The organism is Actinoplanes sp. NPDC026623, assembly GCF_040638275.1.
GTDB lineage: Bacteria > Actinomycetota > Actinomycetes > Mycobacteriales > Micromonosporaceae > Actinoplanes.
This window is the reverse complement of record NZ_JBEZXZ010000086.1, coordinates 1-23,612: the sequence shown is the minus strand read 5'-3', so window position 1 is coordinate 23,612 and position 23,612 is coordinate 1. Positions and strand designations below refer to the sequence as shown.

Below are 23,612 nucleotides of genomic sequence, written 5' to 3'. Positions count from 1 at the left end.
ATCGCCGCCACCGGAGTGCCGACGCCAAATGCCGTATGCCGGGCATGTCGATTGCCGGGCGCTGGTGACTACCGTGCCATATCAGCGCTCATAAGCGCATCCGGCGTCCAGGCGTTTCCCCGGCCCGAAAAGATCGCGAGATCGGTGTCAGCGGCCGCTGCTCGACGTGGAGGGCGCCGCCGACTTCGAGGCCGCAGCCGTGGCCTCGGACGTCGATACCGAGGACGACGTCGACGACGACGTCTCCTGCGAGTCCGCCGGCGAGCCGGTCGGGGAGTTCGCCGACGTCTCGGTCGGCGTGGGCGCGGCCGGCTCGGTGGTCGGCGGCGGGGTCGTCGTCGCCGGCGGCGTCGTCGTCGGTGGTGTCGTCGGCTTCGTCGTGGGCGGCGTCGTCGGCTTTGTCGTCGGCTTCGTGGTCGGCGGCGTCGTGGGCGGCTTCGTCGTCGGCTTCGTCGGCGGCTTGGTGGTGGGCTTCGTCGGCGGCTTTGTCTTCGACGGGTGGTCGCTCGGCGCCTCCGGGTCCGGGTTGCCGAGCACCGGCCCCTCGACGGTGCCCTCGATCGAGCCGTAGATGCGGGTCGCGCCGAAGAGCCTGGTCCAGCGGACCGGGGTCAGCCGGACGTTGAGGCCGGTGCGCGGCGCCTCGACCATCATGCCGCGGCCCGCGTACATCGCGACGTGGTGGATTCCCGTCCAGCTGTTGGACGAGCTGAAGAAGAGCAGGTCGCCCGGGAGCAGCGAGTAGCGGTCCACGGCCCGCTCATGGGTCTGGTTGTACTGGTCCCGGGAGACCCGCATCAGCGGGAAGTTGCCCGCGGCGTCCGAGCGGTAGGCCGCATACATCAGGCCGGAGCAGTCGTATTCGTCCGGGCCCTCCTCGGACCAGACGTAGGGGTCGCCGCGCTGTGCCAGGGCGAAGTTGAGGGCGGCGATGGCCCGCGAGTCGGCGCCGCGGCCCGCCCGCTCGCCCGCCAGGTATCCCGCGCCGGCCTGGGCGTCCCGGGCCGCGTTGGCGGCGTCGGCGGCGCGGACCTCGGCGTCGTACTTCTGCTCGAGTTTCAGCTGGGCGGCGGACTTCTTGTCGACCTGGGCCTGCAGCTTGGTGCGATCGGCGGCGATCCGGTCGAGGTGTGCCCGCACGCCCTGCTGCTCGGCGAGCGCGCCCGTGTAGGCGTCCTGCGCGATCGCGAGCTGGCGGCTCGCGGCCTGCTCGGTCGCGGCGTCGCCGCGGTTGATCCGGGCGAGCGAGTCGAGATCCGACAGGCCGGAGCCGAGCGTGCCCGGCGGCATGGCGGCGGCGTCGCGGACGGCCGCGGCCGCGGCGTCCGCGGCCTCGCGCTGTGCCATCGCGAGCGCGGCCGAGGTCTGGATGACCTTCTGGTCGGCGGTGGTCAGCTGCTGGGTGCTGAGGTCGACGTCTTCCTTCGTCCGCGTCAGCTTCTCGCCGAGGGTGGTGAGCTCGTTGCGGCCCTTTTCGACCTTGGCCATCAGCGGGGTCGTCGCGACGCCGGGCGAGACGATCGGGGTCGTGATCGGTGTGGTGCCGGCCGACTGCCCGGGCATGGTGAGCGCGCCGGTCGGCAGCGGCCGGGAGCCGGTGTCGGGCACCGCGGGCGGCACCACCGGGGCGGCGGAGGCCGGCAGCGGACTGAACAGCATGCCGATCGCGGCGACAGTCGCGGCGGAATACGCCAGCGGGCGCCACCACGGGCGTGTCCGCAGCGAACCACCCCGGCTGTACGGCCTTTTCGTCACCATGCGGCTCCCCGGTCTGCGTCGGTAGCCATCCGACGCTTGTCGTCCCACTAGTTTCTTACCTCAACCTGTGCACCGATGTCGATCGATTCAAGTTGTGAGGAGCCTGAGAATCGTAAGTCCGACTACGTGATCCACGCCGCCCCGATGCCGCCGCTACCAGCCCGGCCGGTGGCAGGACGTAGGCTCGCGGTGAGCGATGGGAAAGGGGCACACATGGATGTCGGACTGAAGCGCGAGCTGGAGGCCAAGGTCTACGCGGGCGAGCGACTGACCCGTGCGGACGGTATCTCACTCTACGAGTCCGACGATCTTGCGTGGCTCGGCCGTTTGGCTCATCACAAGCGCACGGAGATGAACGGCGACCGGGTGATGTTCAACGTCAACCGGCACCTCAACCTCACCAACGTCTGCGCCGCCAGCTGCGCGTACTGCTCGTTCCAGCGCAAGCCGGGCGAAAAGGACGCGTACACGATGCGCATCGACGAGGCCGTCCGCAAGGCCAAGGAGATGGAGGACGAGCAGCTCACCGAGCTGCACATCGTCAACGGCCTGCACCCGACGCTGCCCTGGCGCTACTACCCCAAGGTGCTGCGCGAGCTGAAGGCGGCGCTGCCCAACGTCAAGCTCAAGTGCTTCACGGCGACCGAGGTCCAGTGGTTCGAGAAGATCAGCGGCCTGCCGGCCTCCGAGATCCTCGACGAGCTGATGGACGCCGGCCTCGAGTCGCTGACCGGCGGCGGTGCGGAGATCTTCGACTGGGAGGTCCGCCAGCACATCGTCGACCACAACTGCCACTGGGAAGACTGGTCGCGGATCCACCGCCTGGCGCACTCCAAGGGCATGAAGACCCCCGCCACCATGCTCTACGGCCACATCGAGGAGCAGCGGCACCGGGTCGACCACGTCATGCGCCTGCGTGAGCTGCAGGATGAGACGGGCGGCTTCGCGGTCTTCATCCCGCTGCGCTATCAGCACGACTTCGTCGACTCGGCGGACGGCAAGATCCGTAACCGGATCCAGGCCCGCACCACGATGGCGGCGCCGGCCGAGTCGCTGCGCACCTTCGCGGTGTCCCGGCTGATGTTCGACAACGTGCCCCATCTGAAGAACTTCTGGGTCATGCACGGGCTGTCGGTGGCCCAGCTCTCGCTGAACTTCGGCGCCGACGACCTGGACGGCTCGGTGGTCGAATACAAGATCACTCACGATGCCGACGAGTACGGCACGCCGAACACGATGCACCGCGACGACCTGCTCAACATCATCTGGGACGCCGGTTTCCAGCCCGTCGAGCGCAACACCCGCTACGAGGTCGTCCGGGAGTACGCGAAGCCCACCCCGCTCGCGGAACGCCGCAGCGAGCCGCAGCAGGTCTGGGCGTAGGGAACGGACGCTTCCGGCGTACCCTCTCGTTGTTATGGCCGAAACCAAGAATGAGCGCCGCCCGCGCCGCGACGCCGACGGGCGGCTGGTGACCGTCGGCGACCTGCTCGGCGTCGCCTTCGCCGGCCTCGTCACCGGCCTCGTGGTGCTGCTCGTCTTCGAGGCGGTCATGTCGCTGGCCGAGGCGTTCGATTTCGGCTCCTCCAACGGCTGGCTCGCCCTGATCCTGCCGATCTGGCTGTTCGTCGAGGAGTTCCGCGCGGCCCGCTACGGCGCGTACCGGGTCGTGGTCGCCGGGCTCGCCGCGGGCTTCGGCGTCGCGGTCGGCATGACCCTCGCGGGCCTCGCCTCCGCGCTCTTCCCGCCGCTGGTCAGCGGGGCGGTCGGCGCGTTCGGCCTGACGGTCGTCTACTGCCTGATCTGGTTCTACGGCCTCCGGTGGCTGAGCCACCGCGCGGGCTGACAGGAGTTCGCAATGAGTCCCGCCGTCAAATACACGCTCGGCCGTCTCGGCCTCTTCGTGGCAGTCTTCGCGCTGCTCCTGCCGGTCCCGCTGAATTTCCTGGTCAAGGCGATGATCGCGCTGCTCGCGTCGGCGGCGTTCTCCTATTTCCTGCTGGCCAAGTGGCGCAACGAGATGGCCGAGCAGCTCGGCTCGGTCGCGGAGCGCCGCAAGGCGGAGAAGCAGCGGCTGCGCGCGGCGCTCGCCGGCGATGAGGCCGCGGCCGCCGCCGGCGACCGGGCCGCGGAGGCCGGGCACGCCTCCGCGGGATCCGCCGAGAACGGCGAGGCGAAGGCGTCCTGACCTGCGCTCGGCGGTCATCACGCCGAGGTAGGGGGCAGTTTGGCATGGTCGGCCGGCGCCGAATTCATTGCCAAACGTCGATTCCGGGTGGTGCAGTGTCGGGGCCAGAACCCCTCTGACACCCCCCGGAGGTCGTTCATGAGACGACGACGCGTCACCTCCCTGGTAGCCGCCGCCACAGCAGGCATCGCCCTGATCGCCGCATCCTCCGCAGCCCCGCCCGCCACCGCGGCGCCGCGCGCCGACACCTCGGCCCAGTACGAGGTCTACGACGTGCGGACGCTGGCCCAGCGCAACGCGATCGCGAGCACCGGCGCCGCCATCGACGGCGTCGAGCACGCGGTCGTGGAGATCACCGCGACCGGCAGCGAGGTCAAGTCGCTGCGCGCGCTCGGCTTCACGGTCAAGGCCGTCACGGTCGCGCTGCCCACCGAGGACGTGTCCACCCTGGACTTCCCCTCCCGCGACGCCGCGTACCACAACTACAGCGAGATGATCGCCGAGGTGAACGCGATCGTCGCGAAGTATCCGGCGATCGCGAGCAAGCGGGTGCTCGGCAAGACCTACGAGGGCCGCGACATCGTCGCCGTGAAGATCTCCGACAATGTCGGCACGGACGAGAGCGAGCCCGAGGTCCTCTACGACGCCAACCACCACGCCCGCGAGCACCTCACCGTGGAGATGGCCGTCTACCTGCTCCACCTCTACGCCGACAACTACGCGACCGACACCCGGATCCGCAACGTGGTCGACAGCCGCGAGATCTGGATCGTGCCCTCGGTGAACCCCGACGGCTCGGAGTACGACGTCGCGACCGGCAGCTACCGCTCGTGGCGCAAGAACCGCCAGCCCAACTCCGGCTCCTCGTACGTGGGCACGGACCTGAACCGCAACTACGGCTACCGGTGGGGCTGCTGTGGCGGCTCGTCCGGCAGCACCTCGTCGGAGACCTACCGGGGATCGGCGGCGTTCTCGGCGCCGGAGACCCGCGTGATCCGCGACTTCGTCAACAGCCGGGTCGTCGGCGGCGTGCAGCAGATCAAGGCCGCGATGGACTTCCACACCTACTCGGAGCTGGTCCTCTGGCCGTTCGGCTACACCAACTCCGCGACCACCACCGGCATGACGGCCGACCAGAACAGCACCTTCGCGACGCTGGGCCGGCAGATGGCGGCGACCAACCGTTACACGCCGGAGCAGTCGAGCGCGCTCTACATCACCGACGGCGACCTGCTCGACTGGCTGTGGGGCACCCACAAGATCTTCGCGTACACCTTCGAGATGTACCCGACCAGCTCGTCGGCCGGGGGCTTCTACCCGCCGGCCAGCGTGATCACCCGGGAGACCGCCCGCAACAAGGAGGCGGCGCTGCTGCTCGCCGAGGTCGCGGACTGCCCCTACAGGGTGATCGGTAAGCAGTCGACGTACTGCTGACCGCGACCCGCACCACGATGACGCCCCACCGGCTCTGCCGGTGGGGCGCATTCATGTTCCACGCCGGGGCCACCTACGATCAGATCATCGCGGTGATCTTAATTTCTCTTCGCCTCCCGCCCCGCTGCCTGCGGGAACGGTGAGCTAGTTTCGTGTCGACCGCGTCGCAGCGAAGCCGGTGGAATTCCGGCGCTGTCCCGCAACTGTGAGCCCCTGCCAGTCAGGGCAAAGCCAGGTCGCCTGGGCGCCGGTCGCGATTCAGCGCTCTCGGGGAGGGGCGCCTCGCGGACCGGGTACGACTCCGGTCGGCGAAGCTCCACAGCCTCGGCCGACAGGAGGACCAGAATGAGAAGAATGTTGACGGCTGCCGTTGCGGCGACCGCGTTGCTGCTCGGCGGCTGTGGTGGCGGCTCCGACGAGGCCGGCGTCGCGGCAACCCCGAGCGGCGCGGCGTACCCGGTGACGGCCGGCGGCGTGACGCTGGAGAAGCGGCCCGAGCGGATCGTCTCGCTGGCGCCGACGGCGACCGAGATGCTGTTCGCGATCGGCGCCGGACCACAGGTCACGGCCGTCGACGACCAGTCGAACTACCCGGCGGACGCGCCCAAGAGCGAGCTGTCCAGCTTCAAGCCGAACGCCGAGGCCATCGCGGCCAAGAACCCCGATCTGGTCGTCGTGTCGGACGACCTCAACAAGATCGTCGACCAGCTCGGCAAGCTCAAGATCCCAGTGCTGCTGACGCCCGCGGCCAAGACCCTCGACGACTCCTACCGGCAGATTGACCAGCTGGGCGCGCTGACCGCGCACGGCGACGAGGCGACGGCGCTGAACCAGCGCATGCGCACCCAGATCGACAAGATCGTCAAGTCGGCGCCGGCCCGGAGCGGGGCGCTCAGCTACTACTACGAGCTCGACCCGACGCTGTACTCGGCCACGTCGAGCACCTTCATCGGCTCGATCTTCTCGATGTTCGGCCTGAAGAACGTGGCGGATCCCGCCGACCCGGACGGCGCCAAGAGCGGCTACCCGCAACTGTCGCCGGAGGCCCTGATCAAGGGGAACCCGGACCTGATCTTCCTGGCCGACACCAACTGCTGCAAGCAGTCGCCCGCGACGGTCAAGGCACGCACGGGCTGGTCGGCGATCACCGCGGTGCGGAAGGACCAGATCGTGGCGCTGGACGACGACATCGCGTCGCGGTGGGGGCCGCGCGTGGTCGACCTCGTGCAGTCGGTGGCCGATGCGGTGGCCAAGGTACCGGCGTGACCCAACGGCGCCGTCCGGCGGGCCCTGCGCCCACGGAAACCGACGGCGGTGCCGAGAGCACGGCCGGCGGGCCCGCGAGGATGCGGCCCGCCGGATTGCGCGCGGGATGGCTGGCCGGCGGCGTCGTCGCCGTGCTGGTCGCCCTGGTGGCGGGCATCGCCTTCGGGCCCGTCAACCTCCCGCCGGCCGGTGTCGCGGCGGAACTGCTCAATCTCCTGCCCGGCGTGCACCTCGACAGCGGCCTCAACGAGCGCGAAGTCGCGATCATCACCGAACTCCGCCTGCCGCGGGTCACGCTCGGCCTGCTCGTCGGCGCCATGCTCGCCCTCGCCGGCGCCGCGTACCAGGGCGTCTTCCGCAACCCGCTGGCCGACCCGCACCTGCTCGGCGTCGCCGCCGGCGCCGGGCTGGGTGTGACGGCCGTGATCGCGTTGCGCTCGACCACCGGGGACGCCACCGCGAACCTGCCGCTGAGCGTGCCCCTGGCGGCGTTCGTCGGCGCGATCGTCGCCGTCGTCCTGACCTGGCTGCTCGGCGGTGCCGGCGGCCGGGCCTGGCGCGGCCCCGCCACGCTGATCCTCGCCGGTGTCGCCGTCTCCGCGTTCCTCGCGGCGGCGCAGACCTACCTGATGCAGCAGCACGTCGACACGCTGCGGGAGGTGTACTCCTGGCTGCTCGGCCGGCTGGCCACCGCGGGGTGGCACGACGTGCTGCTGGTGCTGCCGTACGCGGCGGTGACCGGGGCGATCGTGCTCTCCCAGCGCCGCGAACTCGACGTGCTGACCGTCGGCGACGAGGAGGCGGCGAGTCTCGGGCTGCACCCGCAGCGCAGCCGGTACCTGTTGATCGTCGCGGCCTCGCTGGGCACGGCCGCGGCGGTCTCGGTGTCGGGGCTGATCGGTTTCGTGGGCATCATCGTGCCGCACACGCTGCGGCTGCTGGCCGGGCCGAGCTACCGGTCGATCCTGCCGCTGTCGTTGCTGTTCGGCGCGGCCTTCCTGGCGCTGACCGACCTGGTGGCGCGCACGGTGGCGGCCCCGAACGAGATCCCGATCGGCGTGGTGACGGCCTTCTTCGGCGCCCCGTTCTTCGCGGTCGTGCTCCGCAAGAGCAGGACGTCGTGATCACCGTTCGCGGACTGCGGGTCGTGCTCGGCGGCGCCGTCATCGTCCACGACCTCGATCTCGACGTCGCCGACGGGGAGTGGGTCACGATCATCGGGCCCAACGGCGCCGGCAAGTCCACCGCGCTGCGGGCCATCGGCGGCCTGCTGCCCTTCCACGGCGACATCAGCCTGGGCGGCACCGCCCTCGAGAAGCTGCCCCGCCGGGAGCGGGCCCGCACGGTCGCCACCGTCGCGCAGTCGCCCGTGGTCCCGCCCGGGATGCTGGTCTTCGACTATGTGCTGCTCGGTCGCACCCCCTACGTGCCGGCGCTGGGCCGGGAGTCCGCCTCGGACCTGGCCGCGGTCGACGAGGTCCTGGTCGCGCTGGATCTGGTGGACATGCGGGCCCGGCGGCTGGACACGCTGTCCGGCGGCGAGCGGCAGCGCGCCTTCCTCGCCCGGGCGCTCGCGCAGGGCGCCCGGACCCTGCTGCTCGACGAGCCGACCAGCGCCCTCGACATCGGCCATCAGCAGGAGGTCCTGGAGCTGATCGACCGGCTGCGCGGCGAGCGGGGTCTCACCGTCGTGGCCACCATGCACGACCTGTCGATCGCCGGCGAGTACGCCGACCGCATGGTGCTGCTGGCGGGCGGCCGGGTGGTGGCCGCCGGCACCGCCCGGGAGGTGCTGACCGAGGAGCTGCTGGCCCGGCACTACCGGGTACGCGTCAAGGTGATCGACGGCGAGCAGGGACCGCTCGTCGTGCCGGTCCGCCGTTAGGCGTTGGCGTTGGCGCTCTGCAGGATGGAGAAGGTGCCGCCCTGCGGGTCGGTCAGCACCGCGTAGCGGCCGATCGGCAGGCTGGTCGGCGGGTGCACGACCCGGCCGCCGAGCGACTGGGCGTACGCCGCGGAGTCGTCGCAGTCCGCCACCGCGAAGTAGATCATCCAATGTGGTGGCAGGTCGTCGGGCCACTCGTCGCCGTCCATCGGCTGCATGCCGGCGATCGGCTGCCCGTTCAGCTCCCACACGATGTAGTTCATCCCGCCGCCCATGGAACTCTCGCGGGCCACCCAGCCGAAGACCGCGCCGTAGAACGCCGCCGAGCCCTCCACGTCGCGGGTCGTCAGCTCGTTCCAGGTCAGGGCGCCGGGCGCGTCGAAGACGTCCGCGCCGCGCATGGTGCCCGGCTGCCACACGCTGAACGGCGCGCCGGCCTGGTCCAGGAACGCCGCCATCCGGCCCTGATACATCACGTCGAACGGCGCCACCAGCACCTTGCCGCCGGCCGCCTCGACCCGGGCCGCGATCAGGTCCGTGTCGTCGGTCGAGATGTACGTGCTCCAGGCGGTCTGCTGGCCCTCGCCGTACAGCGGGCCGGCGCCGGCGGCGGCGCGGCCGTCGAGGCGGAACGTGGTGTAGCCGCCGTATTCCTCGCCCGACACCTCGGCCTCCCAGCCGAACAGCGCCGTGTAGAAGCGGATCGTGTCCTCGAGGTCGGCGGAGCCCAGATCCACCCAGTTCGGAACACCGGGCGTCGGTGGGGTCATGACCTGCTCCTCGGGGGGATTGCGGCAGACGACAGGTGGATCGTTGCACCGCAATGCGAGGTACGGGCGCGCTGAGTCGGAAGTTCAACTGAACCGCCGACCGGTGTCACGCCGGTCGGCCCGGACAACCACCGCGGCAAATGCCCCGCCTCCCTAGATCAAGACGGCCTAGTATCACGGTCGTGAGTGATCAGCTTGTGCTGCGGGCCGCCGAATCCCGCGAGTTGGCGGCGGTCATGGCGTTCTGGACGACCGCGGCCGAGAACGCGAGCCGGCCCGCGGACACCCCGGCGGCGATGGCGGCGCTGCACCTGCGGGACGCGGACGCCCTGATCCTGGCCGTCCAGGGTGACCGGATCGTCGGCACGATCATCGTCGGCTGGGACGGCTGGCGCTGCCACGTCTACCGCCTGGCCGTGCACCCGGACCGCCGCCGCGAGGGCATCGGCCGGGCCCTGATCACGGCGGCGGAGGATCGCGCGCGGGCGCTGGGCGCCACCCGGATGGACGCGATGGTGCTGGACGGCAACGACCAGGCGCACCGCATCTGGGCGGCCCGCGGCTACCACCGCCAGGACGAGTGGTCCCGCTGGGTCAAGCCCCTCTGAGCGTCACGGCGCCAGCGGCCCCGGCAGCGGCAGGGCGTGCACGACCGACAGCCGGGACACGGCCCGGGTCAGGACCACGTACAGCCGGTGCAGGCCGCGGGGCTCGGCCGCCACGATCTCGGCCGGCTCGACGACCACGACATGGTCGTACTCGAGGCCCTTGACGATCGTGGCCGGCACGACCGTGATGCGCGCCTCGGAGTCGACGTCCCCGGGCGTCGCGGCCTCCAGGCCGGCGGCGGTTAGGTGGGCGCGTACCCGCTCGACCGCCGCGTCCGCCGCGATGACCGCGACCGAACCCTCGTGCTCGAGCGCCGCGGTCACCTCGACCAGCATCGCGGCGTCCACCTCGGACTCGGCGGCCACGGCGACGATGGCGAGGCTGCCGTCACGGCGCAGCGAGACGGCCTCCGGCACGTCGACGCCGAGCGCCGGCAGCAGCCGGTTGGCAAGCTCCACGACGACCGCGGGCACCCGGAAGCCGACCGTCAGCGGCACCACCACCGCCTCGGGCTTGCCCAGGTGGCCGAGGGTGTCGCGCCAGTCGGCGGCGGCCCACGGCGCCGTGCCCTGTGCCAGGTCGCCGAGCAGGGTGATCGAGCCGTGTTCGCTGCGCCGGGCGATCGCCCGGGCCTGCATCGGGGACAGGTCCTGTGCCTCGTCGACGACCACGTGCCCGAAGCTCGGCTCGCGTTCCAGCAGGCCGGCCGCCTCGTCGACGAGCATCAGGTCGGCCGAGCTGAACTTCGCCGCCTTGACCGTGCGTGGCGCCTTGGCCCAGAGCAGCACGGCCTGTTCGGCGGGGCTGAGGATGCCCTCCGCGGCCGAGGCCAGCAGCTCGGCGTCGGTGAGCAGCGCGACGACCAGCGCCTCCGGCGTCACGGCCGGCCAGGAGCTGTCCACGAAGTCGCGGACCTGGGCGATCCGGCTCATCCGGCGCAGCCAGGGCTCGCCGGGCGAGTTGCCGGTGCGGTATTCCGACTGCCGCTGCAGCAGGCCGACCACCCGGGCCCGGACCCGTTCGCGGCCGACCGCGTACGGCAGCCCCTCGCGGCGGGCCTCGTCGACGATCCGGCGCAGCGGCTCGGGGTCGATCCGCCAGCGGTAGGAGCCGTCCGACACCATGATCGGCTCGATCGGCTTGCCGAGCCGGCCCCACAGCGCCCGGCGCAGCACCTCGGCCATCCGCGGGTCGTGTTTGAGCAGCACAGCGGCCTCGTCGTCGCGGCCGCGTACCGGGGTGCGCGCGATCAGGTCGTCCACCGTGGCCTGTTGCACCTCGACCTCGCCGAGCGCCGGCAGCACCGCCGAGATGTAGGAGAGGAACGCGGTGTTCGGGCCGACGATGAGCACCCCGGAGCGGCGCAGCCGCTCGCGGTGCACGTAGAGCAGGTAGGCGGCCCGGTGCAGCCCGACCGCGGTCTTACCGGTGCCGGGCGCGCCCTGCACGCAGATCGAGTCCTCGAGCTCGGCGCGGACCAGCTCGTCCTGCTCGGGCTGGATGGTGGCGACGATGTCGCGCATCGGGCCGACGCGGGGCCGCTCGATCTCGGCGGTCAGGATCCGGCTGCCGGTGCCGAGCTCCTCGCCGCGGTCAAGGTGCTCGTCCTCGAAGCTGGTCAGCTCGCCCTTGACGAAGCCGAACCGCCGGCGGGTAGAGACGCCCTGCGGGTCCCGGACGCTGGCCCGGTAGAACGACTGGGAGATCGGCGCCCGCCAGTCCAGCACCATCGGCTCGCCGCCGTCGTCGGTGACGTGCCGTCGTCCGATGTGGTATTTCGCCTCGTCGAAGTCGAGCTTGCCGAAGAAGAGCGGGGTGGACGGGTCGTCGGCGAGCTCGGCGACCCGGCGCGAGAGCGCCCGGCCGAGGGCCTCGGCGCCGTAGGAGTCGCCGGCCACGTCCTCGCCGGCGGCGAAGAGGGACTCGGCCCGGCCGCGCATCCGGCCCAGCGCGGCGCGGGACTCCTTGAGATGGGCGCGTTCGGCGTGCAACTCGTGGTCGAGGTCGGGGTGGGCAGGCAGCGTCATCCGAGGAACCTTTCGGCGTCGGTGTCTTTGTTCGGCTGACCTGGGCCGCCCGGCTTTCCCCTCGAAAAGAAGCGGTGTCGGCTGTGCCCGGTTGGGATGCGCGCGGTCCCCGCGGGCGAGCGTTCGATGATACGCGGGAGCCCCTGACCACGCGAAGCATTTAGGGCGGGATCATAGGGGTATGGCGGAAGAGCGCGGCAATACGACGATCACTGACCCCAGGGTGATGCGGGCGCTGGCGCACCCCGCCCGGATCGAGATCATGGAGCATCTCGCCAGCACCGGCGCGGTGGTCACCGCGACCGAGTGCGCGCAGCTGGTCGGCCTCTCACCCAGCGCAACCAGCTACCACCTGCGCGAACTGGCCCGGTACGGCCTGGTCGAGCAGGCGCCGAGCCGGGGCGACGGCCGCGAGCGGGTCTGGCGTACCCGGAACCCGAGCCTCAGCATCGAGGGTGACGTGGACGATCCCGAGGCCCGGGAGGCGCAGAGTGCCCTGGTCGACGTCTATCTGACCCGGGACTTCGCCCGCCAGCGGCAGTGGCGGGCGCGCATGCACGAGGAGCCGAAGCAGTGGCGCGACGCCAGCGGGCTGATGAACCAGATGCTGCTGCTCACCGCCGATGAGCTGACCGAGGTGCTGGTCCGGATCCGCGAGGTGCTGGCGCCGTACGAGCGGCGGGGCCGGATGGCCGATCCGCCCGAGGGTGCCCGGACGGTCGCCCTGCACTGCGCCGCCTTCCCGGTCGACGCGGAATGACCCGGGGTTGCGAACGAAGGTGTGAAGGAATACTTTCGAAGTATGTCCTTCACATCTGCGGAATCGCGCTGGGGTGACGTCTACCTCGCGGCGGGGGCGCGCGGCATCTCCGCCTGCGGGGACTTCCTGGCCGCGACCGCGCTCGCGCTCGCGCTGCAGTCGGCCGGCGCCGGCGGCCTGGCCGTCTCCGGGCTGCTGCTGGCCGCCGCGCTGCCGCTCGCGGTGCTGGCGCCGATCACCGGGCGGATCGCCGACCGGGTGGACAGCCGGACCCTGCTGATCGCCGCGGGGCTCGCGCAGGCCGGGATCTGCGTGGCGCTGGCCTACGCGCACGGGACGATACTGATCATCGCGCTGGTCGCGTTGCTCGCCTGCGGGCTGGCGGTCACCCAGCCGACCCTCGCCGCGCTGCTGCCCGCGATGGTCCGCCGGGAGGACCTGGCCCGGGCCGGCGGCATCAACCAGACCGCCTCGATGGTCGGCATCCTGATCGCGCCGGCGCTGGCCGGCCTGCTCGTCGGGCAGTTCGGCGCCCGCATCCCGCTGCTGCTGGACGCGGTCACCTATCTGGCGCTGGTCGCCGCCGGCCTGCTCATCCGCACGCGCAGGGCACACGCGGCCCGGCCCGGCCCGGACGCGACCGTCTTCTGGCGAATGCGCGACGACCGGCTCGTCTTCGTGATGGTCGGCGCGATCGCGGCGGTCGTCGCCGGGGTCGGCGCGATCAACGTCATCGAGGTCTTCTTCGTCCGCGAGACGCTCGGCGCCTCGCCCACCATGTTCGGCCTGCTCGGCGCCGCCTGGACGGTCGGGATGCTCGTCGGCGCCGCACTCAGCGGCCGGTACGGCGGCCGGGTGCCGGATCCCGCCCGGCTGGTCTGGCTGGCGCTGCTGCTGGCCGCCGTCACCTGCGCGGTGGTGCTGGCCGCCGCCGGCGCCCGGCACGCCCTGCTGCTGGTGCCGCTCTGGCTGATCGGGGGCGCCGGCAACGGCGGCATCAACGTCTTCACCGGCGTGGTGCTGGCCGAGCGCGTGCCGGAGGCGGCCCGCGGCCGGGCGTACGCGGTCATGGGCGCGGCCGTGCAGGGCGCCGGGATGATCGGTTACGCCGTCGCCGGCCCGCTCCTCGAACGCTTCGAACCGCGGCCGCTGGTGGCCGCCGCGGGCCTCGCCGGCCTGGTCGCGGTGGCGTGCTGCCTGCCGGCCGTGCGGCGGGCCGGACGTGAGATAGGTCCCTTACCGCAGGTGAAGGACCGGCATGCTCCTCCCGCCGGGGATAGCGTTCCGGCATGAGCGACGCAGTACAACGGCCGCGGGTCGGGCACATCCAGTTCCTCAACTGTCTGCCGATCTACTGGGGGCTCATGCGCTCGGGCGCACTGCTCGACGTCGACCTGCGCAAGGACACCCCCGACCGGCTCAACGCCGCGCTGGTCGCAGGCGACCTCGACATCGGCCCGATCTCGCTCGTCGAATACCTGCGCAACGCCGACGACCTGCTGCTGCTGCCCAACCTCGCGGTCGGCAGCGACGGCCCGGTGCTCTCGGTCCACCTGGTCTCGACCCGGCCGCTCGGCGAGCTCGACGCGCGACCGGTCGCGCTCGGCTCGACCTCGCGGACCGGCGTGCTGCTCGCCCAGATGCTGCTCGCGGAGCGGCACGGCGCCGAGCCCGAATACTTCCGCTGCCCGCCGGATCTCACCCAGATGCTGCTCGAGGCCGATGCCGCGGTCCTGATCGGCGACCCCGCCCTGCGCGCCCTCTACGAGGCCCCGGAGCTCGGCCTGCAGGTCACCGACCTGGCGGAGGCCTGGAAGGAGTGGACCGGGCTGCCGATGGTCTTCGCCGTCTGGGCGGTGCGCAAGGAGTTCGCCGCCGCGAACCCGGGCGTCGTCAAGGACGTGCACGAGGCCTTCCAGCGCTCCCGCGACCTGTGCCTGGGCGAGCTGGACGACGTCGCCGAGGCGGCCGCCCGCTGGGAGCCGTTCGACGCGGCGACCCTGGCCACCTACTTCCGGGCGCTCGACTTCTCGCTCGGCGAGCGGCAGATCGAGGGCATCCGCGAGTTCGCCCGCCGGGCCGCGGCCTGCGGCGAGGCGCCCGCGCTGCCCGATGACGGTCCGGTTTTCGCCCAGGTATAGCCCGTTTTGATCTTGGCGGGGTGGCGCCCGGCCCGGGTGCCTACCTAGTCTCTGCGGACCTTTCTCACCTCGACGAATTCGAAGTGGTGACCATGCGTCTGCACTCCCTGCTGGGCCGGCTGATCCTGCCCGTAGCCATGATCGGCACGACCGCCCTCGGCGCGGCCGTCCCCGCGTACGCCGCACCGGAGCCCGCCAACCCGGGGGAGTTCTGGATCCTCGCGCCGGACCGCGTGGTCACGACCGACGGCCGGGTCAAGTCCGTGCCCTTCAGCGTCCGCAACCACGGCGACGACGAGGTCGTGGGACTCATGATCGAATACGACACCGCCGCCTCGAAGATCGACCCGAGCGTCGGCTTCGTGCCGCCGGTGGGCTGCGGCGCCCACAGCTGTGCGGTCGGCGACATGGCGGGCAACTCCACCAGGTCGTTCAGCTTCACGGTCAATCCCACGGCCGGCCTGCCCGCGCTGGGCTCGAGCTTCGAGGTCTCGGTGCGCGACGCCACCGGGCGGTTCCGGCACACCACCAAGATCACGGTCGTGCGCACCGAGCGGGGCGTCGATCTCGAGGCCGCGGGCATCGATGACATCACGCTCGCGCCGGGCAAGTCCGCGCCGATCCCGGTGGCCGTGCGCAACAACGGCAACGAGCCCGTGGAGAGCTTCCTCGTCGGTCTCGCCGGTGCGACCTACCTGAGCTTCCCGAACAAATACAGCAACTGCACGAGCGAGCCGGACCTGACGGGCGTGGTCTGTTTCTTCCAGCAGACCATCGCGCCCGGCGAGGTGTTCACCGTCGCCGATTCGACGCCGCTGAGCGTCAGGGCGGACGCCGACGCGCCCGGCCCGGCCGACTACTACCTCGGCATGTACACCTTCGGCGGCGACGCGGAGGTCGACCCCGCCGTCGCGGCCGCGAAGAAGTCGGCGGCGGGACGCTCCGGCGAGCGGCTGAAGCTGGTCCCGGCCCGCGTGGGCCGGGCCGCGAAGGTGAACGAGGGCGAGCTGAACGACTGGGACAACGCCACCTCGTTCGTCGTCACGGTCTCCGCGAACCCGGCGGACATCGTCGCGCTCGGCGGCACCTTCGCCGGCGGGATCGGTGACACCCGCACGATCAAGGTCGGCTTCCGCAACGACGGTCCGGCGGCCACCACCGCGTCGCAGATGAGCGGGTTCCTGGTGGCGAAGGTGTCGATCCCGTCCGGCCTGTCGTTGACCAAGGTGGACCCCAACTGCGCCCCGATTGCGGACGGCGAGCCCGACTGGGACAACTGGGGCCAGATTTCGGGCCACCAATACGCCTGCGTGACGTGGTTCGGCCTCGAAAAGGGCCACGAGGACCGTTTCTCCTTCACCGCGGTGATCAATGACGGTGAGAACGAGGACGAGGGCAGCCTGACCGTCGACGGCGGTGCGCAGGACCCGAAGACCGACAACAACACGGCGTCGATCGAGGTCAAGGTCACCGCCGGCGGTTCCGGCGGCGGCCTGCCCGTCACGGGTGCCCCGGCCGGGCTGCTGGCCGGCGGCGGTGTGCTGCTGCTGATCGGCGGTGCGGTGGCGTTCGTGCTGGCCCGGCGCCGCCGGATCGTCACGGTCGTCGAATAGAACCCGGCTTCGGTACGGGGCCCGCGTGGCCCCGTACCACGGCCGTGGCGTCGATCTCTCCGAGCGCCGCCAGGCCGGCCTGCGCCATGGCCCGAGCCAGGTCCTTGCGATAAAGATCCAGGCAATCCCGTACGCCATCAGCGCCGCCGGTCGCCAGCGCCCACAGCAGCGGCCGGCCGATCAGCACGGCCCGCGCACCGAGCGCCAGCGCGGTCAGCACGTCGGCGCCGTCCCGGATGCCGCCGTCGACAAGCACCGGGACGCGATCGCCGACCGCCGCCACGACCGGGCCGAGGGCGTGCGCGGTGGCGACGACCCGATCCAGCTGGCGGCCGCCGTGGTTGGAGACGATCACGCCGGCCGCGCCCGCGTCCACGCACGCGACGGCGTCCTCCGGCCGCAGGACGCCCTTGACCAGCACGGGCCGGCCCGAGACGCCGGCCAGCCAGGAGATCGCCTCCGGGCCGAGCGCCGGATCCTGCTCGAGGCCGGGCGGGCGGGTCGCCGGTGCCAGCGCGCCCGCCTCCGGCACGCCGCGCGGATGGACGTACGGGGCGTCGGCGGTGAGCACGATCGCCCGCGCCCCGGCCGCCACCGCCCGGCGCACCTGCCGCTCGGTGACGCCCCGGTCCCGCAGCACGTACGCCTGGAACCACCAGGGCCGGGTCAGCGGGATCTCCTCGAGCGGCCGGCCGGACCGGAAGCTGAGCACCAGCAGGGAGCCGGCCGCCTCGACGCCGCGGGCCGTGGCCGCCTCCCCCTCGGGCCGGGCGAGGGTGTGCAGGGCGGTCGGCCCGGCCAGCACCGGCGCGGCCAGGCGGGCACCGAACAATTCGATCTCGGTGCTGACCCGGGAGACGTCGCGGAACAGCCGCGGCACGAACCTCCAGTCGCGCCACGCGGCCGTCGCCTCGTCGCGGGTGACCTGCTCGCCGACCCCGTCGCGGTAGTACGCGAAGACGGCCGGCGGCAGGACCGTCCGGGCCGCCTCCTCGTGCATCGACCGCTCCTGATCAGCCGGCGAAGATCCGGTCCAGCGCCGCCACGTCCGCGGCGGTGAACCGCCACGCGCCGGCCTCGGCGTTGGCGCGCACCTGCTCGGGCGAGGTGGCGCCGGCGATCACGGAGGCGACCGCGGGCTGGGCGAGCAGGCCGGCGATGGCGACCTCGAGCAGGCTGTGCCCCCGCTGTTCGCCGAACGCGGTCAGCGCCTCGATGGTGTCCCAGTCCGCGCCGTCGAGCCAGCGCTGGTAGCGGTCCTGCGCGAGCCGGGTGCCCGCGGGCGGCGCCTGGCCGCGCTGGTACTTGCCGCTGAGCAGGCCGCTGTCGAGCGGGAAGAACGGCAGCAGGCCGAGCCCGAACCGCTCGCAGGCCGGCACGATCTCGTCCTCGACCTCGCGGTGCAGCAGGCTGTACTGGTTCTGCGCGCTGATGAAGGGCGTCTGACCGGCCGCGCGGGCCGTCCAGTCCGCGTCGGCGATCTGCCAGCCGGAGAAGTTCGAGTTGCCCAGGTAGCGGACCTTGCCGCCGCGGACCAGGTCGTCGAGCGCGGACAGTGTCTCGTCGATCGGCGTCGCCGCGTCCGGCTCGTGCATCTGGTACAGGTCGATGTGGTCGGTGTCGAGCCGGCGCAGCGAGGCCTCGACCGCGCGGACGATGTAGCGGCGGGCGCCGCGCGCGCCGCGGTCGGCGCCGTTGAGCCCGTCCATGTCCATGCCGAACTTCGTGGCCAGCACGATCTCGTCGCGCCGGCCCTTGATGGCGGCGCCGAGGCACTCCTCGGAGGCACCGCGCGAGGTGCCGTAGATGTCGGCGGTGTCGAAGAGGGTGATCCCCGCGTCGATCGCCGCGTCGACGACCGCCCGGGTGCCGTCGGCGTCCAGCTTGCGGCCGAAGTTGTTGCAGCCGATGCCGACGGCCGAGACGACCAGGCCCGAGGCGCCGAGGCGGCGGTAGCTCATCTCACTCATGATCCGACCCTATGCCGCGCCGGGCGCCGGAAATAATCCGGCAACACATCGGCTGTTTTCTATTGACACACCGAGTTAACTATTCGAGTCTGTGAGAGCGCTCTCTGGCGCACCGCAACCGTCCCCAAGCCCGTCGGCGGGCACCGTCCCCGTTCGCCGCAGGGTCCTTCCCCCGCACCCGCTGCGCCGTTCGTCTCCCGAGGAGTCCTCGTGCGTACCAGATCCAAACTCCTGCATGTGCTTGCCGCGTTCGCGGTAGCCGGGCCAATGGCGGCCGTGACGGCCGCCGCGCCCGCGCAGGCCGTCGGCCCGGCCGTGCTACCGGTCACCGTCACCAACAACACGGGCCGTGGCGATGCCGTCTACCTGTACGTGATCGGCATCAACCTCAACACCAGCCGCCTCGGCTACGTGAACAAGGCCGGCGCTTTCACGCCCTGGCCGGCCGGCGGGCTGCCGCCGACGCCCGCACCCGACGTGGCGATCGGCGGGCCCGGCAACGGCGGCGCGACGACCGTCAACTTCCCGCGCGGCTTCTCCGGCCGCGTCTACTTCTCGCTCGGCGAGAAGCTCAAGTTCTTCCTGACGCCGGACGGCCTGGTCCAGCCGGCGCCGTGGGCCAGCGGTGACGCCAACTACAACATCCTGTTCGACTGGAGCGAGTTCACCTACAACGACTCCGGCCTGTGGCTCAACAGCTCGCAGGTCGACATGTTCTCCGTGCCGCACGCGGTGACCGTCACGGGCGCCTCCGGCGTCACCACGAAGACCGGCGAGCTCCTGAACAACGGCCGGAACAACGTGATCAACGGGATCAAGGCGCAGCCGGGCTGGGCCAACACGGTCTACACCCGCTCCGACGGCACCGTGCTGCGGGCCCTGGCGCCGGGCAAGGCGGCGGGCGCCGGGCTGCTCAGCGCCACCTACCTCGACTCCTACATCACGTCGGCGTGGAACGCGTACACCAGCAAGACGCTGACCGTCGTGCCGTTCGGGGACCAGCCGAACACCAAGTACTTCGGCCGCACGTCGGGCAACGTCATGAACTTCACCAACAGCGCCGGTCAGCAGGTGGCGTCGTTCAAGAAGCCGTCGTCGGCGAGCGTCTGGGGCTGCGACGGCGACCTGCCCGCCCCGAACGACCTGGTGGTCGGCCCGATCTCGCGTACGCTCTGCGCGGCCCTGAACCGCGGCACGCTCGGCACCATCGACACCCAGCCGAGCACCAACGCGGCGCAGTTCTACCAGAACAGCCCGACGAACCAGTACGCGAAGATCGTCCACCAGAACATGGCGGACGGTAAGGCGTACGCGTTCGCGTTCGACGACGTCGGCAACTTCGAGTCGCTGGTGCACGACGGCGACCCGCGCTCCGCGGGGCTGATCCTGACGCCGTTCGGCTCGGGCGGACCGACCACCCCGCCGCCGTCCAGCGGCGGCCAGGCGCTGATCAGCGACTTGAACGGCAAGTGCATCGACGTGCCGAGCTCCAACTTCGTGGACAGCGCGCCGCTGCAGGCCTGGACCTGCAACGGCACCAACGCCCAGAAGTGGACCGCCGTGAACGGCGCTCTGCAGAGCCAGAACAACAAGTGCATGGACGTGGCCGCCGGCTCGACGGCCAACGCCGCGCCGATCCAGCTCTACACCTGCAACGGCACGGGTGCGCAGCAGTTCGTGCTCTCCGCGGCGGGCGATTTGGTCAACCCGCAATCCAACAGGTGCGTGGACATCAAGGACCTGAACACGGCGGACGGCGCCCGCCTCCAGCTCTGGGACTGCGCCGGAACGGCGAACCAGAAGTGGCACAAGGGCTGACACAGCCGGGGTGAGGCGGCGGGCCGGGTGGTCCGCCGCCTCCTTCGTGCCGGGTCGGCGGCGGGAGGCGCGCCTTGCTTCGGAGCTAGGCGGACGGCGGATCCGCGAGGTCCCGGTATGCCGGCCGGAGGACGTCGACCAGGGGGATGTGCCGGACCCGGACCTGCGGGGCGTCCAGCACCCGCAGCAGCAACTCCGGCGGGGCGGCCGTGAGGCCGGGGCGTTCCCGCAGGCGGCTCAGCGAGATGGCCGGGGTGTAGAAGTCGCTCAGCCGGGACTCGAGCGGTGCCTCCTCGACCGACAGCGGGTCGATGGTCTCGACGGGCTCCGGAAGGCCGCGCAGCGCCGCCAGCAGCTCCGCGCGGTCGCGGCCACGCCAGGCCAGCACCAGGAACGGGTCGTCGTCGAAGGCCTCCGCCAGCACGTAGAGCACGGCGGAGACGTGCTTGCAGGGCTTGCCCCAGTCCGGGCAGGTGCAGTCCATGTCCAGCCTGGACGGGAAGAGCGGCAGGCCCAGCTCCTCGAAGAGGTCGACGAGCTCGTGCGGCATGTCGCCGGCGAGCAGCGCGGCGCGGTAGAGGGCCTGCGACCCGAGCGCGGCGAGAATCGTCGTCCACTGTGGCTCATCGAACGCCGGGATGCCGATGGTGACCCGGTAGGGCTCCGGCCGTGAACCCTGCACGCGCCCCGCGACCCGCCCCGGGGCCAGCTCGAAGTCGATGACCTGACCCTTGCGCGCGTACGCACGGCCGCGCGCCAGCCGGCCCGCGTCGCAGGTCTGCTCGAGGATGTCGACGAAGCGGCGCGACCACCACTGCTCGCCGATCTTGCCGCGCTTGGCACGCACGGCGAGGCCGCCGTCCACCCGGATCGGCGCGGAGGTGGAGAACCAGCGTCCCTCGGAGTCGACGGGCATGTCAGCTCACCGCCACGGGGTCGAGCGAGAACAGCTCGCGCAGCTGATCGGTGTCGAGATCCGTCACCCAGTCCTCGCCCGTGCCCACCGCCGCGGACGCCAGGGCCTTCTTGCGCTCGATCATCGCGTCGATCTTCTCCTCGAGCGTGCCGGTGCAGATGAACTTGCGGACCTGGACGTTGCGCGACTGCCCGATCCGGAACGCCCGGTCGGTGGCCTGATCCTCGACGGCCGGGTTCCACCAGCGGTCGAAGTGGACGACGTGGTTGGCCGCCGTCAGGTTGAGGCCGGTGCCGGCCGCCTTGAGGGACAGCAGGAACACCATCGGCTCGCTGTCGTTCTGGAAGCGGTCGACCAGTTCGTCGCGCCGGGCCTTGGCGAGCCCGCCGTGGAGCCACAGCACCGGCCGGTCGAGGTGCGTCGCCAGGTAGGGCTGGAGCATCGTGCCGAACTCCGCGTACTGCGTGAAGATCAGCGCCTTGTCGCCGTCCTCGATGATCTCCTCGGTCAGCTCCTCGAGCCGGGCCAGCTTGCCGGACCGGCCCGGCAGCCGCGATCCGTCCTTGAGCAGGTGGGCCGGGTGGTTGCAGACCTGCTTGAGCTTGGTCATCGCGGCGATCACGTTGCCCCGCCGCTGGATGCCCTCGCTGTTGTCGATGACGGCCATCATGTCCTCGACCACGGCCTGGTAGAGCGTCGCCTGCTCGGCGGTGAGCGTGCACCAGACCTTCATCTCGTTCTTCTCCGGAAGGTCGGAGATGATCGACTTGTCGGTCTTGAGGCGGCGCAGCACGAACGGGCCGGTGGCGCGCTTGAGCGCGGCGGTCGCGTCGGCGTCGCCGCGCACCTCGATCGGCTCCTGGAACCTGCGCCGGAAGCGTTTCGCGGGACCGAGCAGGCCCGGGTTGCAGAACTCCATGATGGACCAGAGCTCGGCGAGGTGGTTCTCGACCGGGGTGCCGGTCAGCGCCAGCCGGGTGCGCGCCGGGATCGCCCGCACGGCCTGCGCCTGCCGGGTGCCGGCGTTCTTGATCGCCTGCGCCTCGTCGCACGCGATCCGCCCCCAGTGGATCTCGCGCAGGGCGGCGAGGTCGCGCAGCGCCGTGCCGTAGGTGGTGATCACCAGGTCCGAGGCGGCCACCGCCTCGCGGAAGTCCTCCTCGCGCTTGCGGGCGCCGCCGTGATGGACGTGCACCCGCAGGGCGGGCGCGAAGCGGGCCGCCTCCTTCTGCCAGTTGCTGACCAGCGACATCGGGCAGACGAGCAGGGTCGGGCCGACCGGGACCCCGGGATCCGACCGCTCGGCCAGCAGCAGCGACAGCGTCTGCGCGGTCTTGCCGAGGCCCATGTCGTCGGCCAGGATCGCGCCCAGCCCGAGCCGCGTCAGGAAGTGCAGCCAGGACAGGCCCCGCTCCTGATATGGCCGCAGCGTGCCCTGGAAGCCCGGCGGCGTCGGCACCGGGCTCAGCCGCTCCGCGGTGCGGCCCGAGATCAGGTCGCCGAGCGTGCCGTCCGCGTCCACCTCGACGAGCGGCAGGTCCTCCTCGCCGCCGTCGACCACCTGCTGCAGCACCTCGGCCGCGGTGAGCTCGCCCTCGCGGCGCCGGCCGACGGCCTTGAGCGCGGCCTCGAGCTGGCGGTCGTCCAGCTCGACCCATTGCCCGCGCACCCGGACCAGCGGCACCTTGAGCCGGGCCAGCTCGGCAAGCTCGTCGGCGCTGACCGTGCCCTCGCCGATCACCAGGTCGATGCGGAAGTCGACGAGCTGGTCGAGGCCGAACCCGGAGTCGGCGGCGGCCTTGCCGGACGCGGTCTTGCCCCGGGTCCTGGTGGTCAGCTTCAGCCCCACCGCCTTGCGGCCCGCCCAGGCCGGCAACTGGATGCCGAAGCCCGCCGCCTGCAGCAGCGGCGCGGACTGTCGGAGGAACTCGTGCGCCTCGCCGGTGCTCAGCGCCATCGCGTCGGGCTGGGCCCGCAGCAGGGCCTCGTGCAGCGCCGGGAACAGCCGGACCGCGCGGCCCAGCCCGGCCAGCAGGGTCTCGTCGGGGCTCGCCGGCAGGCCGGGGATCCGGGTGCCGGACCAGAGATCGGCGGCGGGCAGGTAGAGGCTGGGATCGTCGGCGGACTGCAGGGCGAATTCCAGCGCCCACTGGTCCTCGCCCGGCGGCGGCTCGACCAGCCGGAAGCTGACCCGGATCGGCCCGTTGGCCTCGTGCGCCGCCCGCAGCCAGCCGACCAGCGGCTTCGAGAGCTCCGCCACGTCGGCGGGGCGCGCGCCGGGCAGCGCGGGGTCGGCGGCGGTGAGCGCGGCGATCCAGCGGTCGGGCAGCGGGGCCTTCGGGCCGGGCCGCATGCCGACCAGCAGCCGCTCGGGCAGCACGGCCCGGGCGGCGGCGTCGACGAGCACCTCCAGCGCGTCCCGCAGCGTGCGCCCGACCCCGGCGCCGCCCGGCGCGG

General features: G+C 71.8%; 19 protein-coding genes, 1 pseudogene and 1 riboswitch. Of the genes and pseudogenes, 13 read left to right on the top strand and 7 right to left on the bottom strand.

All coding sequences use genetic code 11. From position 1 onward, the window contains the following. Positions 1–147: 147 nt before the first annotated feature. A complete protein-coding gene (locus AB0F10_RS24195) occupies positions 148–1,758 on the bottom strand; it encodes an NlpC/P60 family protein (RefSeq protein ID WP_360629104.1) in 1,611 nt (536 codons plus the stop codon). A 213-nt stretch (positions 1,759–1,971) separates the two neighbouring features. Between AB0F10_RS24195 and mqnE the strand changes: the two genes are divergently transcribed. The 7 genes and pseudogenes from mqnE (at position 1,972) to AB0F10_RS24160 (ending at position 8,531) form a co-directional block, all read left to right on the top strand. Further along, entirely contained in the window at positions 1,972–3,141 is a 1,170-nt protein-coding gene (mqnE, locus tag AB0F10_RS24190; RefSeq protein WP_360629101.1) for an aminofutalosine synthase MqnE, read from the top strand. Positions 3,142–3,175: 34 nt separating this feature from the next. Further along, complete coding sequence (locus AB0F10_RS24185) at positions 3,176–3,604, top strand: hypothetical protein (protein WP_360629098.1); 429 nt, start codon at positions 3,176–3,178, stop codon at positions 3,602–3,604. Between the two features lie 12 nt (positions 3,605–3,616). Further along, a complete protein-coding gene (locus tag AB0F10_RS24180; RefSeq protein ID WP_360629095.1) occupies positions 3,617–3,946 on the top strand; it encodes a DUF4229 domain-containing protein in 330 nt (109 codons plus the stop codon). 138 nt (positions 3,947–4,084) lie between these two features. Beyond that, positions 4,085–5,377: pseudogene (locus AB0F10_RS24175) on the top strand (M14 family metallopeptidase); the annotation flags it as partial. Between the two features lie 174 nt (positions 5,378–5,551). After that, positions 5,552–5,608: riboswitch (cobalamin riboswitch) on the top strand. Between the two features lie 117 nt (positions 5,609–5,725). Further along, complete coding sequence (locus tag AB0F10_RS24170) at positions 5,726–6,646, top strand: ABC transporter substrate-binding protein (RefSeq protein ID WP_360629092.1); 921 nt, start codon at positions 5,726–5,728, stop codon at positions 6,644–6,646. An 80-nt stretch (positions 6,647–6,726) separates the two neighbouring features. Next, positions 6,727–7,770 carry an iron ABC transporter permease gene (locus AB0F10_RS24165; protein ID WP_360629148.1) on the top strand — a complete coding sequence of 348 codons (1,044 nt, stop codon included), beginning with the start codon at positions 6,727–6,729 and terminating at the stop codon, positions 7,768–7,770. Then, positions 7,770–8,531 carry an ABC transporter ATP-binding protein gene (locus AB0F10_RS24160; protein ID WP_360629145.1) on the top strand — a complete coding sequence of 254 codons (762 nt, stop codon included), beginning with the start codon at positions 7,770–7,772 and terminating at the stop codon, positions 8,529–8,531. Before AB0F10_RS24165 ends, AB0F10_RS24160 begins: the two co-directional genes overlap by 1 nt. Here AB0F10_RS24160 and AB0F10_RS24155 read toward each other — a convergent pair. Next, positions 8,528–9,301 (bottom strand): VOC family protein, encoded by a 774-nt coding sequence (locus tag AB0F10_RS24155; protein ID WP_360629089.1) that lies wholly within the window; start codon positions 9,299–9,301, stop codon positions 8,528–8,530. The two genes, AB0F10_RS24160 and AB0F10_RS24155, sit on opposite strands and share 4 nt — an antisense overlap. Before the next feature lie 182 nt (positions 9,302–9,483). On the opposite strand from AB0F10_RS24155, the gene AB0F10_RS24150 reads away from it, so the two are divergent. Beyond that, positions 9,484–9,909 (top strand): GNAT family N-acetyltransferase, encoded by a 426-nt coding sequence (locus AB0F10_RS24150; protein WP_360629086.1) that lies wholly within the window; start codon positions 9,484–9,486, stop codon positions 9,907–9,909. 3 nt (positions 9,910–9,912) lie between these two features. Here the strand turns inward: AB0F10_RS24150 and AB0F10_RS24145 are convergent, their stop codons facing one another. Continuing rightward, positions 9,913–11,937: an AAA family ATPase gene (locus AB0F10_RS24145; RefSeq protein ID WP_360629083.1), complete on the bottom strand. Its 2,025-nt coding sequence runs from the start codon at positions 11,935–11,937 to the stop codon at positions 9,913–9,915. A 181-nt stretch (positions 11,938–12,118) separates the two neighbouring features. On the opposite strand from AB0F10_RS24145, the gene AB0F10_RS24140 reads away from it, so the two are divergent. From AB0F10_RS24140 to AB0F10_RS24125, 4 genes are all read left to right on the top strand, one after another. Continuing rightward, positions 12,119–12,697 (top strand): helix-turn-helix domain-containing protein, encoded by a 579-nt coding sequence (locus AB0F10_RS24140; protein WP_360629080.1) that lies wholly within the window; start codon positions 12,119–12,121, stop codon positions 12,695–12,697. Positions 12,698–12,739: 42 nt separating this feature from the next. Continuing rightward, a complete protein-coding gene (locus tag AB0F10_RS24135; protein ID WP_360629077.1) occupies positions 12,740–13,990 on the top strand; it encodes an MFS transporter in 1,251 nt (416 codons plus the stop codon). Continuing rightward, positions 13,987–14,838: a menaquinone biosynthesis protein gene (locus AB0F10_RS24130; RefSeq protein WP_360629074.1), complete on the top strand. Its 852-nt coding sequence runs from the start codon at positions 13,987–13,989 to the stop codon at positions 14,836–14,838. Before AB0F10_RS24135 ends, AB0F10_RS24130 begins: the two co-directional genes overlap by 4 nt. Positions 14,839–14,930: 92 nt before the next feature. Continuing rightward, positions 14,931–16,451, top strand: a complete 1,521-nt coding sequence (locus tag AB0F10_RS24125; RefSeq protein ID WP_360629071.1) for a hypothetical protein — start codon at positions 14,931–14,933, stop codon at positions 16,449–16,451. On the opposite strand, the gene AB0F10_RS24120 is transcribed toward AB0F10_RS24125, so the two are convergent. Then, entirely contained in the window at positions 16,435–17,451 is a 1,017-nt protein-coding gene (locus AB0F10_RS24120) for an alpha-hydroxy-acid oxidizing protein (protein ID WP_360629068.1), read from the bottom strand. The genes AB0F10_RS24125 and AB0F10_RS24120 overlap by 17 nt on opposite strands. A gap of 13 nt (positions 17,452–17,464) precedes the next feature. Further along, complete coding sequence (locus AB0F10_RS24115) at positions 17,465–18,412, bottom strand: aldo/keto reductase (protein WP_360629142.1); 948 nt, start codon at positions 18,410–18,412, stop codon at positions 17,465–17,467. 219 nt (positions 18,413–18,631) lie between these two features. On the opposite strand from AB0F10_RS24115, the gene AB0F10_RS24110 reads away from it, so the two are divergent. Continuing rightward, positions 18,632–20,239 (top strand): beta-1,3-glucanase family protein, encoded by a 1,608-nt coding sequence (locus tag AB0F10_RS24110; protein WP_360629065.1) that lies wholly within the window; start codon positions 18,632–18,634, stop codon positions 20,237–20,239. A gap of 85 nt (positions 20,240–20,324) precedes the next feature. Here the strand turns inward: AB0F10_RS24110 and AB0F10_RS24105 are convergent, their stop codons facing one another. Beyond that, positions 20,325–21,155 carry an SWIM zinc finger family protein gene (locus AB0F10_RS24105; RefSeq protein WP_360629062.1) on the bottom strand — a complete coding sequence of 277 codons (831 nt, stop codon included), beginning with the start codon at positions 21,153–21,155 and terminating at the stop codon, positions 20,325–20,327. Position 21,156: 1 nt separating this feature from the next. After that, the coding region (locus AB0F10_RS24100; protein ID WP_360629059.1) for a DEAD/DEAH box helicase at positions 21,157–23,612 on the bottom strand (2,456 nt) is incomplete at its 5' end.

What these genes read in the sequence shown, in the direction of transcription:
- AB0F10_RS24195 (WP_360629104.1), bottom strand. Translation starts at nt 1,758, where the DNA reads ATGGTGACGAAAAGGCCGTACAGCCGGGGTGGTTCGCTGCGGACACGC.
- mqnE (WP_360629101.1), top strand. Translation starts at nt 1,972, where the DNA reads ATGGATGTCGGACTGAAGCGCGAGCTGGAGGCCAAGGTCTACGCGGGC.
- AB0F10_RS24185 (WP_360629098.1), top strand. Translation starts at nt 3,176, where the DNA reads ATGGCCGAAACCAAGAATGAGCGCCGCCCGCGCCGCGACGCCGACGGG.
- AB0F10_RS24180 (WP_360629095.1), top strand. Translation starts at nt 3,617, where the DNA reads ATGAGTCCCGCCGTCAAATACACGCTCGGCCGTCTCGGCCTCTTCGTG.
- AB0F10_RS24170 (WP_360629092.1), top strand. Translation starts at nt 5,726, where the DNA reads ATGAGAAGAATGTTGACGGCTGCCGTTGCGGCGACCGCGTTGCTGCTC.
- AB0F10_RS24165 (WP_360629148.1), top strand. Translation starts at nt 6,727, where the DNA reads ATGCGGCCCGCCGGATTGCGCGCGGGATGGCTGGCCGGCGGCGTCGTC.
- AB0F10_RS24155 (WP_360629089.1), bottom strand. Translation starts at nt 9,301, where the DNA reads ATGACCCCACCGACGCCCGGTGTTCCGAACTGGGTGGATCTGGGCTCC.
- AB0F10_RS24145 (WP_360629083.1), bottom strand. Translation starts at nt 11,937, where the DNA reads ATGACGCTGCCTGCCCACCCCGACCTCGACCACGAGTTGCACGCCGAA.
- AB0F10_RS24140 (WP_360629080.1), top strand. Translation starts at nt 12,119, where the DNA reads ATGGCGGAAGAGCGCGGCAATACGACGATCACTGACCCCAGGGTGATG.
- AB0F10_RS24135 (WP_360629077.1), top strand. Translation starts at nt 12,740, where the DNA reads ATGTCCTTCACATCTGCGGAATCGCGCTGGGGTGACGTCTACCTCGCG.
- AB0F10_RS24130 (WP_360629074.1), top strand. Translation starts at nt 13,987, where the DNA reads ATGAGCGACGCAGTACAACGGCCGCGGGTCGGGCACATCCAGTTCCTC.
- AB0F10_RS24125 (WP_360629071.1), top strand. Translation starts at nt 14,931, where the DNA reads ATGCGTCTGCACTCCCTGCTGGGCCGGCTGATCCTGCCCGTAGCCATG.
- AB0F10_RS24120 (WP_360629068.1), bottom strand. Translation starts at nt 17,451, where the DNA reads ATGCACGAGGAGGCGGCCCGGACGGTCCTGCCGCCGGCCGTCTTCGCG.
- AB0F10_RS24115 (WP_360629142.1), bottom strand. Translation starts at nt 18,412, where the DNA reads ATGAGCTACCGCCGCCTCGGCGCCTCGGGCCTGGTCGTCTCGGCCGTC.
- AB0F10_RS24105 (WP_360629062.1), bottom strand. Translation starts at nt 21,155, where the DNA reads ATGCCCGTCGACTCCGAGGGACGCTGGTTCTCCACCTCCGCGCCGATC.